Here is a 19,124-nt window from a genome sequence, read left to right as displayed (position 1 = left end):
CAACCTTATCATACAAAAAGAAATGACCCTGACAAATAGGATCATTCCATTTTATCATATGCCTCAATAATACGTTGCACTAACGGGTGTCTCACAACGTCCGTTTGTTCCAATGTAATGAACGAAAGACCTGATACACCAGATAAAATATTAGCAGCAATAGAAAGACCTGACTTTACCCCTTTTGGCAAGTCTACCTGTGAGGGATCCCCCGTAATAACCATTTTAGAACTAAAACCTAATCGTGTTAAAAACATTTTTATTTGAACACCAGTTGTATTTTGCGCCTCATCTAATATAACAAATGAATCATCAAGAGTACGCCCTCTCATATAAGCAAGAGGTGCAATTTCAATTACACCACGTTCCATCATACGTTGTGTATATTCTTGTCCAAGAATATCATGTAACGCATCATATAGTGGACGTAAATACGGATCTACTTTTTCTTTCAAATCACCTGGTAAAAACCCTAAGCTCTCTCCAGCTTCTACAGCAGGTCTTGTTAAAATAATTTTCTTTACATACCCTTGCTTTAAAGCTCTCACAGCCATTACTACGGCTAAGTATGTTTTTCCTGTCCCAGCAGGTCCTATCCCAAATACAATATCATTCTTTTTCATTGCATGAATATATCGTCTTTGCCCCATCGTTTTCACACGAATGGATTTACCTTTTGCCGTTTTAAAAATTTCCTCTTCATATAATTCTTCGAATTGAGCAATTTTCCCTTGTTGCCCAAGCTGAATCGCATACGCAACATCTCTTTCCGAAATTGATACACCTTTACGGATAACAACAAGTAACTGTTGTAAGATTTTTTCTACGAGCACCACAGTTTCATCTGCCCCAGATACACGAACAGATTCTCCTCTAGTCACAATCGATACACTAAGTTCTCGTTCAATTACTTTTAAATGAGCATCATTTACCCCAAAAAGAGCGATTGCTTCGTTGGGATTTTCCAATTGTTGGTTCATTTCTACTAATTGTTCTGCCATTACTCAGTCTCCTTGAATATCGGATTCAGATATTGGTTGTGGCTCTGCAATATTTTCAATCACTGTATAATGTAATGTGACCTTTAGGTGATCCGCCTCAACCTCTTTACTCAAAATGTTATCACTTACAATCATAGCATGTTCATCCAATTTTTTCTTCAGTTCTTTTTCTGCCATCTCTTTCGCTACTTTCATTGCTTGTTTTTCGGTATATTCTCGGTTCGCTTCTTCCTCTTCTCGTACAATATCTTTCTCGTATGCAATTGGTAATGTAAATCCAAATAATTTCACATCATGTTTTACACTTTCAGTACGAGAGCGCTTATACTTATCCTGTAGAAATCCCCATATTTTTATTTTAGTACTCCCAAATTTAAGGAAATATTCATTGTATGAATTACCAGTATACACTTGAAATTGTGTCTTTAACGGAACATCCACCTCAGATTTATACCACGTTTCTCCATATACAATCCCTTTAGCCGAAACAACTGTCGGATTCTCCTCATTACCATACATCCCGGATACGAGAAGTTGCCCCTTTTCTACATGGTCATTTTTCATGACAACCGGCTTCCCAACTTCCACAAATGTTTTTGTAATAATCCCTTCTTTTTTTGCTACTAAGTTTTGTGGCTGTTGTTCACTTTCTTTTTTCGGCTCATTTTTTTCAACAATCTTAAAATGATATGTTGTCCCTCTTATTTCTAATCCCGCCCAAGTAATCGCATTAATATTGTCTGTCAAATGACGTTGAACATCTTCTACACTCGGCATTTGGAATTGTAATTTACCTTTTTTTATACCCATTTTGTCCAATTCTTTCATCAATATATATTCTGTTTCAGGTTTTGCTCCTGTAATTTCAATTTTCCACACCATATTTGACAATGCGATCATTCCGAAAAAAAATATTAAAAACCCAATTAAAAATCCACTATTTTTAATTATACGCTTATTCCAAAAAGGAAAACCGTAACGTCCAATAAAATATAATTTACATTCATTTTTTCTATAAATTGGTTTTATCTTTTTCACATCTCGTAATAACATACAAAAAACTAACGTTTCATCAGCTATCTTCTTTACATCCCAAACGAGTAATTTCTTCCGCACACACTCGTTAACAAAGCGTTCCGCTCCTCTACCTTCAATTCGCACCTTTACATACCCAAGCCATTTTATAAACCATTTATTTTTCATCGACTATCTCCACTACCTTTCTAAAAGTAGATACACTACTTTTCAATTCGATTATCAAACTAGCTCTTACTAAAATTTAAATTAGCAGATTCCTTGATCCTCACTAATTATTAACCTTCACGAGCCAGTTTTTTACGTGGAACTCAATTCCCACCTATCCTCTTTGTACGAACCGAATATTGAGGCCAGAACGTTACCGCCTGTTAATACAAGGTAACGAAGAAAAACTTCACAAACGGAAGTTTCTCCTCACTCCTCTTTCTTTTCATTTTCTAAAAACGTCACTTGTTCAATAATCCCTTCAAGCAACAGTTCTTCTGGAAGGATTGTTTTAATAACAAAGGATTGACCTTTAATTAATAATTGACCATGTTTCAATAGCAATCTTACCTCTTTATCTGAAAACACTAATAATCCTCGATGATTTTCTATATAGATATGTACTTGCCCAACAAGCGTGATCCGAGGTAGATCCATTAACACATCCACTGGCAGGTCTATTTGCTTCGTTAACCAATTCTTCATTTGTTCTATTTTTTTCATCTCAAAAGACCCCCTCTCATCCCATATGTATGAAAAAAGAGCTTGTATTATCACGTCCAAACTGAAAAAAGCATAAAAAAACGTCTCATACGAAATGAGACGCTTTTTTATGCTAATAGCTGGATAACCAGCTTATTCACAAGTGATCCGTCTGTTTTACCTTTTACTTTCGGCATAACAGCAGTCATCACTTTACCCATATCTGCTTTAGATGTAGCACCAACTTCAGAAATAACTTGCTTAATTATATCCGCTAGTTCTTCTTCTGTTAATTGCTCCGGCAAATATGCGCTTAAAATCTGAATTTCACTTTGCAGTTTATCAACAAGGTCTTCACGACCAGCTTTTTTAAATTCAAGGAGGGAGTCCTTATACTGTTTTACTTCACGAGCTAAAACTGTTAATTCCTCTTCTTCAGTAAGAGTATGTTGCAGTTTAATACCTTCATTTTGTAAAGCAGCCTTAACCATACGAATAACGGTTAATTTTTCTTTTTGTTTATTCTTCATCGCTTGTTTCATATCATCGTTTAAACGACCGAGAAGACTCATAACTTACACCCTCTCTTAGAACTTACGCTTTCTTGCCGCTTCAGATTTCTTCTTACGTTTTACACTTGGCTTTTCATAAAACTCGCGCTTTCTTGCTTCAGCAAGTGTACCAGTTTTAGAAACCGATCTTTTAAAACGGCGAAGTGCATCCTCCAAAGACTCGTTTTTACGAACGACTGTTTTTGACATTCTCTTTCCCTCCCTCCGAAACATCACACTTACATACTAATTTCAGCATGCAAAAAGAAACCCTTCTTCAGCATGTCTTTTACGATTATAATACATTTTATCACTTCAGGTCAACTATTTGGCAGAATAAAAGAAGAATAGATGCCCTTACCTGTTCAAAAGCTATGTAGATAGCTATTATCCTTTTCCCCTGAAGACAACTATATTTTTTATCATTACACCTTGTTTAATACAAGAAAGCATTAAATAACTACTCATTCAACGTACCTGCCTTTTCAGTACTTAACTTCTCCACAAAAAAAAAGAAAGCATGCAAATTGTTTCCGTTTGCATGCTTTTTTATCCCGCTATTTGCCAGGACAGTAAGAACCCCACCTCAAAATTCAACGAAAGCAAAGAACTTAGGCGGGGGTCAGGCTGATAATCAGCAGGGATGAACAAAACCCCCCACTGATTAAAGTTTCATTTTATGCGCTTGCTGATTCTTTTTTTACATCATCTTCAAGAACACGAACAAACTGCGCTTCGTTATATGGATAACCAGCTTTTGTAATTTTCACTTTTACTAGCTTACCAATCAATTCTTCAGATCCTTCAAACACAATTTTTAAGTAGTTATCTGTATAACCTACATATAAACCTTCACGGTCACCATCTTTAAATGTCTCTTCCGGAATGATTTCAAGTACTTCACCTTCAAATCTAGAAGCATACTCTTTCGCTAATTGATTTGATAGCTCAATTAGACGGTGAACACGATCGTTCTTCACGTCTTCAGGAACTTGATCTTCCATACGTGCTGCTGGAGTACCTGTACGTTTCGAATAAGGGAAAACGTGTAATTCAGAGAAACGATTCTCTTTAATGAAATTGTACGTTTCCATGAATTCCTCTTCTGTTTCGCCTGGGAATCCAACAATTACGTCTGATGTAATCGCAAGACCTGGTAACGCTTCTTTCAAACGATCTAAACGCTCTTGGAAAAATTCCATCGTATACTTACGGCGCATACGTTTCAATACAGTATTAGATCCTGACTGTAATGGAATATGCAAGTGGCGTACAACTACTTCTGATTTATCTAACACTTCAATTACTTCATCAGAAATTTGACTCGCCTCAATAGAAGAAATACGAAGGCGTTTCAATCCGCCTACTTCCGCTTCCATATCGCGCAGTAATCCAGCTAAGTTATACTCTTTTATATCTTCACCGTACCCACCTGTATGAATACCTGTTAATACGATTTCTTTATAGCCCGCATCTACTAATTGCTGCGCTTGTTTAATAACTTCTTTTCCATCACGAGAACGCATTAAACCACGCGCCCAAGGAATGATGCAAAATGTACAGAAGTTATTACAACCTTCTTGTATTTTTAAAGATGCACGTGTACGGTCCGTGAAATATGGTACATCGAGCTCTTCATATACACGTGTTTTCATAATATTACGGACAGCATTAATTGGTTGACGCTCTTTACGGAATTCTTCGATGTATCCTAACATCTTCTCACGATCTTGCGTACCAACAACAATATCTACACCTGGAATTGCCATAATTTCCGCTGGAGATGTTTGTGCATAACATCCAGTTACACAAATTACCGCATCTGGATTTTGGCGTACAGCACGTCTAATTACTTGACGGCTTTTTTTATCTCCAGTATTCGTTACTGTACATGTGTTAATAACGTATACATCAGATTTTTTTTCATATTCAGTTCTTTCATAACCACCTTGTTTAAACAATTGCCAAATCGCTTCTGTTTCATAGTGGTTTACTTTACAACCTAACGTGTGGAACGCAACAGTTGCCATTGATTATCACCCCATCAATTCAAAATGATAAGAAGCGGCACTTAACGCATAAAGCGGAGCCGTTTCTGTTCTTAAAATTCTTGGTCCTAAACTACATGGTACAAATTTATGTTCACGAAGTGCGGTTATCTCTTCCTCCGCTAAACCGCCTTCTGGTCCAAATACAATCAGCAGTTTTTGGCCTGGTTTAATCGTCGCTAAAGCTTTCGCAAAATTAGATTTCTCACCTTGTTTCGCTTCTTCTTCATACGCAACAAGGCAAACATCATACTCGCTACTCATCGACAGCAGTTGTTTAAATGATGAGGGAACGTGTACTTCTGGAATTTCACTTCTATGCGATTGTTCCGCAGCTTCTTTTACAATTTTTTTCAAACGCTCAACTTTTTTATCTGCTTTTTTCGCATCCCACTTTACAATAGATCGAGATGCTTGAAATGGTAAAAATGCAGCTGCCCCAAGCTCAGTTCCTTTTTGAAAAATTAACTCTAGCTTGTCTCCTTTCGGCAGTCCACTTGCAATCGTCACAAACACAGGAAGTTCGCTTGACGCCTCTACCCATTCTACAATAGTGGTATCCACAAATTCACTGGTAATTTCAGCAATTGAACACTCTGCTGTTTTACCATTTACACAGCAATAAATGTGGTCACCAGCTGACATACGCATCACTCTTGCGATGTGATGGACATCATCACCCATTATGCGAATACTTGTCTCATTTACATATTTCTCTTCTACAAAATAACGTTGCATATAATCACCTTAGTAGAGTTTCGTTCCTTTCGTAAGTCAACACTTACGAAAAGAACGAAACGTTATCATTTTCATATAACAAACGGCAAGTCCCTCACCTTATACGGTGAGAGACTCCCCTGTTCTTTATAGACTAAAATCTATATTACGCATTTCGTGCAATAATTGCTACCCAATCTTCCATTCGAAGTACTTCTTCAATTGAAAATCCAGCTGTTTCTAACGCTTCAGAAATTACTTTTTCTTTCGCCCCAATAATACCAGATGTAATAAATAATCCACCTGGCTTCACAACTCTCGCTGCATCTTCAGGGAATAGAAGAATAATTTCCGCTAGTAAATTTGCTACGATTAAATCAACTGGGCCTTCAATACCTTCTAATAGACTATTCTGTCCAACATTGACAATGTCATCTGTTTTATTTAAGCGCACATTCATTTCTGCACTTTCAACTGCAACTGGGTCTAAATCATACGCTTGAACAGAAGCCGCACCTAATTTTGCCGCAGCAATACTAAGTACCCCCGAACCTGTCCCCACATCAATCACAGTATCACCTGGCTGAACCGTTTTTTCTAAAGCACGAATACACATCGTCGTTGTTGGATGTGTCCCTGTACCAAACGCCATACCTGGATCTAATTCAATAATTTTTTCATCTGGAGAAGACGGTGTATACTCTTCCCACGTCGGCACAATTGTGAATGTATCAGAAATTTGAACTGGATGATAATACTTCTTCCAAGCAGTAGCCCAATCTTCCTCATCGACTTCATTAATTGTAATAGTTCCTTTACCAATTTCGATGTCGAAAGATGGTAGTGCATCAATAGATGATTTTACACCTGCAACCGTTTCGTGTAAAGAATCCGTTTGTGGGAAATATGCTTTTACCAAAACACCCTCACTTGGATATTCATCTGGGTTAAGTGCATAAATCTCACCGTATTGTTGCTTGCGCTCTTTCGTCAACTCCGCTGGGTCCTCAATCGCAACCCCGCTAGCGCCTGCTTCATGCAAAATATGAGAGACAGCTTCTACTGCTTCTTCTGTTGTATGAATACTAATTTCTGACCATTTCACAATTTACCAACTCCATTTTTTATTTCCATTATTCCCCTTTGAAAGCACGTTTAAGCTTTCTGAATAAGCTATCATCCTGCTCTTCTTGCCCTGCAAATTCACGCAATAAATCTTTTTGATGTGAAGTTAATTTCGTCGGCACAACAACACGAACGACTACATATTGATCTCCTTGACCATATCCACGTACGTTCGGAGCACCTTTTCCTTTTAAGCGGAATTCTGTTCCTGTTTGTGTTCCTGCTGGAATTTTCAGCTTCACTTTGCCATGAACGGTAGGAACTTCTACTTCCGCACCAAGTGCCATTTGCGCAAATGTTATTGGCATTTCGCAAATAATGTGATCCCCTTCGCGTTCAAAGAATTCATGATTTCTCACATGAACAACAACATATAAGTCACCTGCCGGTCCGCCATTTACGCCTGCTTCACCTTTTCCAGATACACGAATTTGTTGACCATTATCGATACCCGCCGGAATTTTAACATTGATTTTTTTACGTTTACGAACTTTACCAGAACCATGGCATGTCGTACATTTCTCTTTAATCATTTGACCTGTTCCTGAACAATGTCCACAAGCTTGACGGTTTACAATACGCCCAAATGGTGTATTTTGTTCTACACTTACTTGCCCTGATCCTGAACAATGTTTACATGTTTCTTTTGAAGTCCCTGGTTTTGCTCCACTACCCTTACAAGTATCACATGGATCCTCCACTGGAATCTCAACGTTTAATTCTTTACCAAAAATAGCTTCTTCAAACTCTAAAGTAACTTGATATTGTAAATCAGCACCTTGACGTGGAGCATTTGGATCACGACGTCTGCCGCCACCGCCAAAGAATGAACTAAAGATATCTTCGAAACCGAAGCCACCGCCGAAGTCTCCTCCGCCACCGAAACCTTGATTCGAACCAGCGTGACCAAATTGATCATACTGCGCACGCTTTTGATCATCGCTCAATACTTCGTATGCCTCTTGTACTTCTTTAAACTTTTCAATTGCATTTTCTTCTTTACTTACGTCTGGATGATATTTTTTAGCCAAACGACGATACGCTTTTTTAATTTCATCTTTTGAAGCGCCCTGGCTAAGTCCAAGGACCTCATAATAATCTCGTTTATTCATAAATTTGCAACCCCCGAATCTTTCACATAAACGTAATTTTAACACCGAAAGAAAGTGCTTTGCAACAAAGTTTCCTCACTTACAGTATGCAAAATAAAAAACTTAAGATCCTCACACATTTCTTCTTATTCGTGAAAAAAGCCAAAGCCAAGGCACGCTTGACTTTGACTTTTTGTCATCTTACTTATTTTATTTCACTGTATTACTTGTCTTCTTTTACTTCTTCAAACTCAGCGTCTACTACATTATCTTTTTTCGCGCCAGCGTCTTGTGCTCCTTGTGCACCTTCTGCTTGCCCTGCAGCCGCTTGAGCTTGCTCGTATAATTTAACAGTTAATTGTTGTACGATTTCTTGAAGAGCATCTTTTTTCACACGGATTTCTTCAAGTTCGTTTTTCTCGATTGCCGCTTGTAATGCTTCTTTCGCTTCCGTTGCTTTCGCTACTTCAGCTGCATCTACTTTACCTTCTAAATCTTTTACAACTTTGTCTGTTTGGAATACAAGTTGGTCAGCTTCGTTACGAAGTTCAACTTCTTCCTTACGTTTTTGGTCAGCATCAGCATTTGATTCAGCTTCTTGTACCATACGATCTACTTCTTCATCAGAAAGACCTGAAGAAGATTGGATTGTAATAGTTTGCTCTTTGCTTGTTCCTAAGTCTTTTGCACGTACGTTAACGATACCGTTCGCATCAATATCGAATGTTACTTCGATTTGTGGAATTCCACGTGGTGCTGGCGGAAGGTCTGTTAATTGGAAACGACCTAACGTTTTGTTGTCAGCTGACATTGGACGCTCACCTTGTAGTACGTGAATGTCTACCGCTGGTTGGTTATCAGCAGCTGTTGAGAATACTTGTGACTTACTTGTCGGAATTGTAGTGTTACGCTCGATTAGTTTCGTGAACACACCGCCCATAGTTTCGATACCTAAAGAAAGTGGAGTTACGTCTAATAATAGAACGCCCTCTACATCACCAGTAAGTACGCCACCTTGAACTGCAGCACCTAATGCTACAACTTCATCTGGGTTTACACCTTTGTATGGCTCTTTACCAGTTTCACGTTTAATTGCTTCTTGTACAGCTGGGATACGAGTAGATCCACCAACAAGGATAACTTTATCTAATTCGCTTGGAGCAAAACCAGCGTCTTTTAATGCACGACGAGTTGGCTCTAATGTTCTTTCAACAAGACCAGCTGAAATTTCTTCGAATTTAGCTCTTGTTAACGTTAATTCTAAGTGTAATGGGCCAGCAGCTCCAGCACTAATGAATGGTAATGAAATTTGTGTTTGTGTTACACCAGAAAGATCTTTCTTCGCTTTTTCAGCTGCATCTTTCAGACGTTGAAGTGCCATTTTATCTTGGCTTAAATCAATGCTATTTTCTTTTTTGAATTCAGCTACTAAATGATCGATGATAACTTGGTCAAAGTCATCTCCACCAAGACGGTTGTCACCAGCAGTTGAAATAACTTCGAATGTGCCGTCTGCTAACTCAAGGATAGATACATCAAATGTACCGCCACCTAAGTCATATACTAAGATTTTTTGCTCTTCATCTTGTTTTTCTAAACCGTAAGCAAGTGCTGCTGCTGTTGGTTCGTTAATAATACGCTCAACTTCTAAACCAGCGATACGACCAGCATCTTTCGTTGCTTGGCGCTCTGCATCGTTGAAGTATGCAGGTACTGTAATAACAGCTTTCGTTACTGTTTCACCTAAGTACGCTTCAGCAGAAGCTTTTAAGTTTTGTAAAATGATTGCAGAAATTTCTTGAGGTGTATAATCTTTACCTTCAACTTCTACTTTATAGTCTGTACCCATATGACGTTTAACAGACATGATTGTATTTGGGTTTGTAATTGCTTGACGCTTCGCAACTTCCCCAACTTGACGCTCTTCATTTTTGAAAGCTACAACAGAAGGTGTTGTACGGTTTCCTTCTGGATTTGGGATAACCTTTGGTTCTCCACCTTCCATAACAGCTACACAAGAGTTTGTTGTACCTAAGTCAATACCGATAATTTTACTCATGGCGAATCCTCCTACTTTTATGTAAATTATTGATTTACTTTTACCATTGATGGGCGAATCACACGGTCTTTTAGTTTATAACCTTTTTGGAATTCTTCAACTACCGCGTTTGATTCAAATTCACTGTCTTCCACTTGCATAATAGCTTGGTGTTCATTCGGATCAAACTGTTTACCAACAGCTTCAATCGCTTCAACACCTTCTTTAGTCAACGCTTCTAGCAATTGACGATGCACCATTTCCATACCTTGTAACAAGGATTTCGTTTGCTCGTCAGTCGCTTCCACTTGCATCGCTCTTTCAAAATTATCAAGAGCTGGCAAAATATCTGAAACTAGACTTTGTGCTCTATATTTATCAGCAGCCTGTTTATCCATTTGGACACGGCGCTTATAATTTTCAAAATCAGCTTGTAGACGTAATGTGCGACCTTCCGTTTCCGTTAGTTTCGCTTGTAACTCATCTACTTTTTCTTGTAAAAGAGCAGCCTCACTTTTTTCTTCTACAGTTTTTTCACTGTTTTCTGGCGTGACAGCTTCTTCAACTTGCGCTTCTTTCACTTCTTCTACCACTTGTTCGTTACGCTCTTCCACAATTTTCACCTCCTTAAAAGGTATTAGGTATCATGCTTAGCACGATTACCTAAGCATTATATATTACACACAGCAATGAAAATTCCATCACTTGAGCGAATGTATTACTCTCATTTACTTTTTAAGTCCGTCTGTAAATTGTCTTGTAAATAACTGCAGTAAACTAATTACACGAGAGTATTGCATTCTCGTCGGACCTAAAATTGCAATTGTTCCAAGTTGCTCTTCTCCAATCGAATACGTTGCAGAAATCAAACTGCAATCCTCCATTGCCGTAGAAGAATTTTCTCTACCAATTTTCACTTGAATTCCGACTTGTTTATGACGCAAAATGTCATAAAACGCAGCCTCATTATCAATCATCGTCAGCAAAGATCTTACTTTGTGAATGTCATGGAACTCTGGTTGCGAAAGCATATTTGCTTTTCCTCCAAAGTATATCTTTTCCGATAAAGGGACTTGAAATGTACCATCTAACATTTTTATTGCACTATCGTAATTATGAACATACCCACGCAAGACTGTAACAATCTCTTTAAAGATTTTATTATGAAGTTCTGCCATAGGTATACCAGATAGCTTTTCATTTAAAATATTAACCATTTTTTCTAAATCTGATAAATCAACAGATTCCGGAACGGTAATCGTTTTACTTTGCACATGCCCTGTATCTGTTACAATAATAGCGACTGCTGTTTGACGATCAAGCGGTACAATTTGTACATTTTTAAGTTTATTTGTGCTCAATTTGGGACCAAGAACAATGGCCGTATAATTCGTAAGCTCTGATAAAATTTGAGCTGATTGTTGTGCAATTTTTTCTGCTTCAAAAATTCTTTCAGCAAATAAATCTTTAATTTGTACAATTTCATCGGTCGGTAAGTTTTGCGGCGCTAAAAGATGGTCTACATAAAATCGGTATCCTTTTTCAGAAGGAACACGCCCAGAAGAACTATGCGTTTTTTCAATAAATCCTAATTCTTCTAAATCAGCCATTTCATTTCGAATAGTAGCTGAACTAAACGTAATTTCATCTTTCTTAGCCAACGTCCTCGAACCAACTGGTTGCGCTGATCCAATAAAGTCATCAACAATTGTTTGTAAAATTAAGAGCTGACGTTCCGTAAGCATCTCATCATCACCTCTGTTAGCACTCTTTGTCTTCGAGTGCTAAATCTATTAATAACTTACCAAAATTGACATTCAATTGTCAACGGAAACGTCACGAAATAACAAAAATTTTTCACGCTTATGGCACATTTAATTAATCAATCAAAAATGACTGGAATACTTCATTCCCTAATAGTTTCCCTTTCCTCGTTAAACAAACATGTCCATCTCTGTTTTCAAGTAATCCTTGTTCTTGATTACTTTGTAACTGCTTTGCAAAAACATGGTCCATCTCCACATTAAATTTCTTTTGGAATTCTAACTTAGAAACACCTTTTGTTTTTCGAAGTCCTAAGAACAACTCTTCTTCCATTTTTTCTTTCTCTGTCACTGTGTGAACATCTAAATATGGAAATCCTGTCTCATCAATTTTAGTGAAATATTGCTTGAGCGGACCTACATTTTGAATTCGTTCCCCGTTCACATAGCTATGCGCTCCAGCTCCAAATCCATAATACTCTTCATTATTCCAGTATGTGAGATTATGTCTACTTTCATTATCACCTTTTGAGAAGTTACTAATCTCATACTGGTTATAACCATGTTTCTCCATTTCATCCATTACCATTTCGTACATTTTCGCTTCATGATCTTCACCTGGTAGTCTTAATTTCCCTTTATTCATTAAGTTATAAAATACAGTTTTCGGTTCCACAATTAATGAATATGCCGAGAAATGTTGTACACCAAGCGTAAAGGCAATGTCTAATGTTTCCTTTACATCTTCTATCGTCTGTCCTGGCAGAGCATAAATTAAATCTACATTAATATTTGTAAAACCGACTTCCTGCGCTTCTCGAATTGCTACGAATGCATCTTCTCTCGTATGCCTGCGTCCAATCTTCTCAAGTAGCTCATCACGAAACGTTTGCACACCAAAACTAATTCGGTTTACTCCACCTTCTAGCAATACGTTCAACTTCTCTTTCGGTAAATCACCTGGATTCGCTTCAAATGTTAATTCACAATTCGGCGCAAATGGACGCAAACGACGGTTAATGATGTCGAGTAGTTTTTTTGTTTGCTCCATATTTAAAGCTGTCGGAGTTCCTCCGCCAACAAAAATCGTTTTCATACTTTCAAACGGTACTTTTTGAACCGTATTTATTATTTCTTTCTCTAAATATTGTAAGTATTGATCAACCGGTTGGCGTTCAATAAATACTTTATTAAAATCACAATAGTGACAAATATGCTGACAAAATGGAATATGAATATATGCAGCTTGTACCAAATATAACTCCTACCTTTCTAAAAAGAAAACCTCCGCACTCCGGAGGATTCTTTACTTCTCTACTGTATTACGGATTTGTTCCATTCGCATTTTTCCCCAATCATACATCATTTCAACGATCGGTAAAAGCGACATACCTAATTCCGTCATATAGTACTCAACACGCGGAGGAATTTCCGGGCATACCGTTCGATCAACAATCCCGTCCTCCATTAACTCTTTCAATTGATTTGACAACACTTTATGAGAAATGCTCGGGAACAGACGTTGCAATTCACTAAAACGATGCGGACCTTCCACACCTAAGTGCCACAATATCACAACTTTCCACTTCCCACTAATTATAGAAAGCGTCAGTTCCTTTTCGCAATTAAAATTACCTTTTTGTATTTTCTCTCGAATATCTTTTCGAATATTTTCGGACATTAATAGTCTCCTAACTCTATATCAATCACTAAAAAGCTCTCTCACTATTGTAAATGAGAGATGATAAGATGTCTAAAAAGTAGCATATAAAAAAGAAGCCGAACGAACGGCTTCTACTTTTATCACGATTGGTGCGGGCTAATAATTAGCGAAGAATAGAAAAATCTCCACTAATTATAGTTCACTCCATTAGTTATCATCCATTTTCAGTACAGCCATGAATGCTTCTTGCGGCACTTCTACAGAACCAACAGACTTCATACGTTTTTTACCTTCTTTTTGCTTATCAAGAAGTTTACGCTTACGAGAAATGTCACCACCGTAACATTTTGCAAGTACGTTTTTACGCATCGCCTTAATTGTAGAACGAGATACAACTTTATTTCCGATAGTCGCCTGAATTGGCACTTCAAACTGTTGTCTTGGAATTAATTTCTTTAATTTCTCTACAATTACTTTACCACGGTCATACGCTGAATCACGATGTACAATAAATGATAAAGCATCCACTTGTTCATTATTTAAAAGAATATCCATTTTCACAAGTTTAGATGGTTTATAACCAATTAACTCGTAGTCAAATGATGCATATCCTTTCGTATTTGATTTCAATTGATCGAAGAAATCATATACGATTTCTGATAACGGGATTTCATATGTCAATGTAACACGTGTTTCATCTAAATATTGCATATCAATAAACGTTCCACGTTTCCCTTGGCAAATTTCCATTACAGCTCCAACATAGTCATTCGGAACCATAATTGCAGCCTTCACAAACGGCTCTTCTACACGATCGATAGTCTGTGGATCTGGCATATTAGATGGATTATCAACAATAAAATCTTCACCGTTTGTTAAATACACTTTATAAATAACACTTGGCGCTGTTGTAATTAAGTCAATCTTGAATTCACGTTCAATACGTTCTTGAATAATCTCCATGTGAAGAAGCCCTAAGAAACCACAACGGAAACCAAAACCTAAAGCTTGAGATGTTTCAGGCTCAAATTCAAGAGCAGAATCATTCAATTCTAGTTTTTCTAACGCATCACGTAAGTCGTTATAACGTGCAGAATCGATTGGATATAAACCACAGAATACCATTGGGTTTAATTTTCGATACCCTTTTAACGGCTCTGCAGCCGGACGTTTCGCATGTGTGATCGTATCACCTACGCGTGTATCACCTACGTTTTTAATAGATGCCGCTAAGAAACCTACATCACCTACTGTTAACTCGTCACGTTGCGTCGTTTTCGGTGTAAACACACCTACTTCTGTTACTTCAAATTCTTTTCCAGTTGCCATCATACGTACTTTATCGCCAACTTTTACCGTTCCATTTACAACACGGATATATGCAATTACACCACGGTACGGATCATATAAAGAATCGAAAATCATACATTGTAACGGCTCTTCTGAATCACCTGTTGGAGCTGGTACCTTTTCAACGATTTGTTCTAAAATATCTTCAATACCAATGCCAGCTTTCGCTGAAGCAAGTACAGCTTCCGATGCATCTAAACCAATTACATCTTCTACCTCTTGACGTACGCGTTCTGGGTCTGCACTTGGTAAGTCGATTTTATTAATAACTGGTAAGATTTCTAAATTATTATCAAGCGCTAAATATACGTTCGCTAATGTTTGCGCCTCAATTCCTTGCGCTGCATCCACTACAAGAATTGCACCTTCACAAGCCGCTAAACTACGAGATACTTCGTACGTAAAATCGACGTGTCCTGGAGTATCGATTAAGTGAAGAATATACTCTTCACCGTCTTTCGCTTTATACGTTAGTTGTACTGCATTTAATTTAATTGTAATACCACGCTCACGCTCCAACTCCATAGAGTCAAGCAATTGCGCCTTCATTTCGCGCTGTGCCAACGCGTTTGTTTTCTCCAAAATACGATCTGCCAACGTTGATTTCCCGTGGTCAATGTGAGCAATGATGGAGAAGTTACGAATTTTGGACTGTCTTTTTGCTCTTTCTTCTTTATTCATCTATGTTCTCAACTCCTAATAGTCTCGCCAATATACACTAGCACTGATTATATCAATAGAGCAGCAAAGATTCAATGAAAACTCGTGCTGCTTACAATACAAATCACTCTATCTATATCTTATGCGAACAAACCATAAGAGACAAACCTTTTTCAAATTAAAAGACAGCTCTCTTACAAACATAAGACAACCATCCTTCCCGCTACCCTTAACTAAAAATTCCTTTTATTGCCCCAACAACTATATCCGTTCCAAACTTTGTCATATCACGAGCAACACTTGCTATCGCCATACCGATACCTTCTACAACATTAAAACTTCTTAAGCTTTCTAACTGTTTTTGTTTTTCAATAGCCGAAAACGTCTCTCCCGAAATTTCCGATTCAGCCCCAGCGCCTTCTGTTCCTGTCATATGAGCAATTTGTTCATATGACAGCTGACGATATCCCTTCATACTTTTTAGACCATGATTAGCGAGTCCCACTCCAGCTATCATCATAAGCAAACATAAGACTGTACCGCATATACATAACAGCGTAAATTGACTCAAGCTATTTCTGCCTCTTTCCATCAATGTGTATATGCCCCTGTATTATCCTGATCAATCTGATGATGCAGCGCTGCATTTAAACCGCTGGCTATTACATTTGCCATATCCTCAATAAACGCATCTACTTCTTTTGGAGTTACCATTAAATTATGACCAAGAGGAGATAACACTTCATAAATTAACTTTCTCTTTTCTTCTTCTTCTAACGTACCAATAGCTCCTAAAAACATATTTCGACTCTTTTCATCTGGCATATCTTCTTCTGTTAATTTTTTCTTTTCTCCAAATGTAAAACCTGCTGGCAATAAAGAGCGTGACGGTTTGTTTCCTTCTTTCAGTTCCCGGCCAAAATGTTTCAAAATAAAATCAATTGTATCACTCGTAATCGAAACAGCATCTACCACAGTTGGCACACCAATTGCGATAACAGGAATACCTAATGTTTCTTTACTTAGTTCCTTACGCTTATTCCCAACACCAGATCCTGGATGAATTCCTGTATCAGAAATTTGTATCGTACTATTTACTCGTTCAATAGAACGCGCAGCTAATGCATCAATTGCGATGACAAAGTCTGGTTTTGTCTTCTCAATAATTCCGTAAATGACATCGCTCGTTTCAATCCCTGTAATTCCCATTACCCCTGGACGAATGGCACTAACAGGTCTAAACCCTTCTTCCACACTTTCAGGCTGCAATTTAAACAAATGTCTCGTCACCAGTACGTTCTCTACAACTATCGGTCCGAGTGCATCCGGCGTTACATTCCAATTCCCAAGACCTACGATTAAACAACTCGCTTCTTTTGAAACTCCAACCTCTTCTAAGAAATAAGAAAATTCTTTTGCAAAAATACGCTCTACCTTTTGCTGAAGTTCCGTATCTTGTTGTCGTATGCCTTGCACCTCAAGAGTTAAATAACTTCCAGGTTTTTTCCCCATCGACTCAGATGCAATTTCATCAATAGTTACTTTTGTAATTGTAACTCCCTCTTCTTCCCTCTCTTTTACAATAACTCCCTGTATCCCTTTTTGTTCTTCTTGGCGCTCTTGTAGCATTTGGTGCGCCTCTACAGCAAGGTCAGTTCTAACACTATATTTACTTAAATCTAATGGTTCTTTCATCGTATCTCCTCCGTAATTCATAGTAAATATCGTTAGATTTCCCCAAGTTATATTAGGTCATTCTTTCCTTTACGTGAAATTTCATTGATATACTATTGCAATTCTCTTCACCGTTTGATAAAATATCACTTGTTCTATGTAAGAATCGAGTCATTCGATTGCACCAGGGAGGTGAAAAGTATGGCAAACATCAAATCTGCTATCAAACGCGCTAAACTTAGCGAAGAGCGTCGTTCACATAACGCTTCTATCAAGTCTGACATGCGTACTGCTGTTAAAACTGTAGAAACTTTAGTTACTAATAACGATCTTGAAAATGCTAAAGAAGCTTTCAAAACTGCTTCTAAAAAACTTGACAAAGCAGCTCGTAAAGGTCTTATCCACCAAAACGCTGCAGCTCGTCAAAAATCTCGCTTAGCGAAACAAGTAAACGCGTAAGGCGTTTAAAAAACGATCCATTCGGATCGTTTTTTATATACACAAAAAAGTTCACGTACTAAGTACGTGAACTTTTTTGTGTCACTACATATGATTTAACCGCATTAAGAAAAACTCAAGCACAAGTTTCTTATCCATCTTTCCAGTCTTCATACTATAATCAGCTTCCGCCAATTCTATAATAACTTTTTTTAATTCTTCAAAAGAGAAAAACTTCGTTTGATTCATCGCCAACTTTACCCGGTACGGATGTACACCAATATGGGACGCGATTTGATTTTGTCCGTAACCACGCTGTTGCAACTCTTTCACTTGATGTAGCAAGCGGAACTGACTTACTAATAAAGCGAGCAGTTTAATCGGTTCTTCCTGCTGTGTAAATAATCCGTCTAAAATTTGCATCGCACCAGCGATATCTTTTTTCACCACTTTTTCTGTTAAAGCAAACACGTTTTGCTCAACAGATTTCGGCACAAGTTCCGTGACAAGTTTTGGCGTAATTTCTCCGCCCATACCGACGTATAACGTTAACTTGTCCATTTCCTTCGCCAACATTGTTACATTACTTCCCACAAGCTCTAACAATAAACTAACAGCTGCATTATCAATATGCACATGCACCTCATCCGCACGAGAAACAATCCACTTCTGAACATCCTGCACTTGCATCGCATTTGCTTCTATTACATCCGCTGTTTTCTTTAATAGTTTTGTAATTTTTTTTCGTTCGTCTAATTTTTCATAAGGCGCAACAAAAACAAGAATAGAAAAAGGAGATGGCTCCCCAATATATTCTTCTAAAATTTTTATATTTTGTTCTAATTTTTCTTTTTGTGCCGTTAAAAATAGTGGTGATTTTATTAATATAACTTTACGCTCTCCAAAAAAAGGAAGCGTATGCGCATCCTCAACTACATCTTCTAAATACGCTTCTTCCAAATCGTATGTCACAACATTAAACTCTCGATCTTCCTCTTCAAGCGCTTCCGTTGTAATAAGCTTTATCGTTTCATTTATAAAATAGGCTTCCGTTCCATACAGTACATACAACGGAGCGAACTGTTTCTTTTTAATCTTCTTATGTATATCACTCATATTTTTTCCTACTCCCTAACTTGGCAATATATATTTATACTAATGCCCTAGCTTTTGTTTTACAAGTACAAAGGGACGGTCTTTATAACCCGCCCCTTTATTTATATAAAACGCCACGCAATAAGCCCCGGATTTCTTATTGGTGTGCGGTAATCACCTTCCCT

19 protein-coding genes are annotated in these 19,124 nt (G+C 37.7%); 1 reads left to right on the top strand and 18 read right to left on the bottom strand.

Annotated elements, in window-relative coordinates:
* Positions 1-41 precede the first annotated feature (41 nt).
* The 17 genes from B5P42_RS11110 to gpr form a co-directional block, all read right to left on the bottom strand.
* Entirely contained in the window at positions 42-1,001 is a 960-nt protein-coding gene (locus tag B5P42_RS11110; RefSeq protein WP_002015189.1) for a PhoH family protein, read from the bottom strand.
* A gap of 3 nt (positions 1,002-1,004) precedes the next feature.
* Positions 1,005-2,204, bottom strand: coding sequence for a sporulation protein YqfD (gene yqfD / locus B5P42_RS11105; protein ID WP_060751620.1), 1,200 nt, complete (start codon positions 2,202-2,204; stop codon positions 1,005-1,007).
* Positions 2,205-2,453: 249 nt separating this feature from the next.
* Positions 2,454-2,747 carry a sporulation protein YqfC gene (gene yqfC / locus B5P42_RS11100; protein ID WP_002067170.1) on the bottom strand — a complete coding sequence of 98 codons (294 nt, stop codon included), beginning with the start codon at positions 2,745-2,747 and terminating at the stop codon, positions 2,454-2,456.
* A gap of 107 nt (positions 2,748-2,854) precedes the next feature.
* On the bottom strand, positions 2,855-3,298 hold the full coding sequence (locus B5P42_RS11095) for a GatB/YqeY domain-containing protein (RefSeq protein WP_000054578.1): 444 nt from the start codon (positions 3,296-3,298) through the stop codon (positions 2,855-2,857).
* 15 nt (positions 3,299-3,313) lie between these two features.
* Entirely contained in the window at positions 3,314-3,487 is a 174-nt protein-coding gene (rpsU, locus tag B5P42_RS11090; RefSeq protein WP_000048061.1) for a 30S ribosomal protein S21, read from the bottom strand.
* Positions 3,488-3,954: 467 nt separating this feature from the next.
* Positions 3,955-5,307 carry a tRNA (N(6)-L-threonylcarbamoyladenosine(37)-C(2))-methylthiotransferase MtaB gene (mtaB, locus tag B5P42_RS11085; protein WP_002015193.1) on the bottom strand — a complete coding sequence of 451 codons (1,353 nt, stop codon included), beginning with the start codon at positions 5,305-5,307 and terminating at the stop codon, positions 3,955-3,957.
* Between the two features lie 6 nt (positions 5,308-5,313).
* Entirely contained in the window at positions 5,314-6,063 is a 750-nt protein-coding gene (locus tag B5P42_RS11080; protein ID WP_002015195.1) for a 16S rRNA (uracil(1498)-N(3))-methyltransferase, read from the bottom strand.
* A gap of 145 nt (positions 6,064-6,208) precedes the next feature.
* A complete protein-coding gene (gene prmA, locus B5P42_RS11075) occupies positions 6,209-7,147 on the bottom strand; it encodes a 50S ribosomal protein L11 methyltransferase (protein ID WP_002067162.1) in 939 nt (312 codons plus the stop codon).
* A 28-nt stretch (positions 7,148-7,175) separates the two neighbouring features.
* Entirely contained in the window at positions 7,176-8,279 is a 1,104-nt protein-coding gene (gene dnaJ / locus B5P42_RS11070) for a chaperone protein DnaJ (RefSeq protein ID WP_113734204.1), read from the bottom strand.
* A gap of 202 nt (positions 8,280-8,481) precedes the next feature.
* Positions 8,482-10,317 (bottom strand): chaperone protein DnaK, encoded by a 1,836-nt coding sequence (gene dnaK / locus B5P42_RS11065; RefSeq protein ID WP_002145698.1) that lies wholly within the window; start codon positions 10,315-10,317, stop codon positions 8,482-8,484.
* Between the two features lie 26 nt (positions 10,318-10,343).
* Positions 10,344-10,910: a nucleotide exchange factor GrpE gene (grpE, locus tag B5P42_RS11060; protein ID WP_000392715.1), complete on the bottom strand. Its 567-nt coding sequence runs from the start codon at positions 10,908-10,910 to the stop codon at positions 10,344-10,346.
* Positions 10,911-11,024: 114 nt separating this feature from the next.
* Positions 11,025-12,041, bottom strand: coding sequence for a heat-inducible transcriptional repressor HrcA (gene hrcA, locus B5P42_RS11055; protein ID WP_002015201.1), 1,017 nt, complete (start codon positions 12,039-12,041; stop codon positions 11,025-11,027).
* 133 nt (positions 12,042-12,174) lie between these two features.
* Positions 12,175-13,314, bottom strand: a complete 1,140-nt coding sequence (hemW, locus tag B5P42_RS11050) for a radical SAM family heme chaperone HemW (RefSeq protein WP_113734203.1) — start codon at positions 13,312-13,314, stop codon at positions 12,175-12,177.
* Positions 13,315-13,365: 51 nt separating this feature from the next.
* Positions 13,366-13,740 (bottom strand): winged helix-turn-helix transcriptional regulator, encoded by a 375-nt coding sequence (locus B5P42_RS11045; RefSeq protein WP_113734202.1) that lies wholly within the window; start codon positions 13,738-13,740, stop codon positions 13,366-13,368.
* Between the two features lie 189 nt (positions 13,741-13,929).
* Entirely contained in the window at positions 13,930-15,753 is a 1,824-nt protein-coding gene (gene lepA / locus B5P42_RS11040) for an elongation factor 4 (protein WP_002034072.1), read from the bottom strand.
* A 208-nt stretch (positions 15,754-15,961) separates the two neighbouring features.
* Positions 15,962-16,324 carry a DUF3679 domain-containing protein gene (locus tag B5P42_RS11035; RefSeq protein ID WP_063607626.1) on the bottom strand — a complete coding sequence of 121 codons (363 nt, stop codon included), beginning with the start codon at positions 16,322-16,324 and terminating at the stop codon, positions 15,962-15,964.
* Complete coding sequence (gene gpr / locus B5P42_RS11030) at positions 16,324-17,427, bottom strand: GPR endopeptidase (protein ID WP_002088693.1); 1,104 nt, start codon at positions 17,425-17,427, stop codon at positions 16,324-16,326. Before gpr ends, B5P42_RS11035 begins: the two co-directional genes overlap by 1 nt.
* Before the next feature lie 180 nt (positions 17,428-17,607).
* Here gpr and rpsT point away from each other — a divergent pair, with 180 nt between their 5' ends.
* Positions 17,608-17,865 (top strand): 30S ribosomal protein S20, encoded by a 258-nt coding sequence (gene rpsT, locus B5P42_RS11025; RefSeq protein WP_002088694.1) that lies wholly within the window; start codon positions 17,608-17,610, stop codon positions 17,863-17,865.
* A gap of 84 nt (positions 17,866-17,949) precedes the next feature.
* Here the strand turns inward: rpsT and holA are convergent, their stop codons facing one another.
* Entirely contained in the window at positions 17,950-18,960 is a 1,011-nt protein-coding gene (holA, locus tag B5P42_RS11020; protein WP_002034073.1) for a DNA polymerase III subunit delta, read from the bottom strand.
* Positions 18,961-19,124 lie beyond the last annotated feature (164 nt).

The sequence above is a fragment of the Bacillus sp. SRB_331 genome (assembly GCF_003264175.1).
Classification (GTDB): domain Bacteria; phylum Bacillota; class Bacilli; order Bacillales; family Bacillaceae_G; genus Bacillus_A; species Bacillus_A mycoides.
This window is presented reverse-complemented; position numbering and strand designations above follow the sequence as displayed.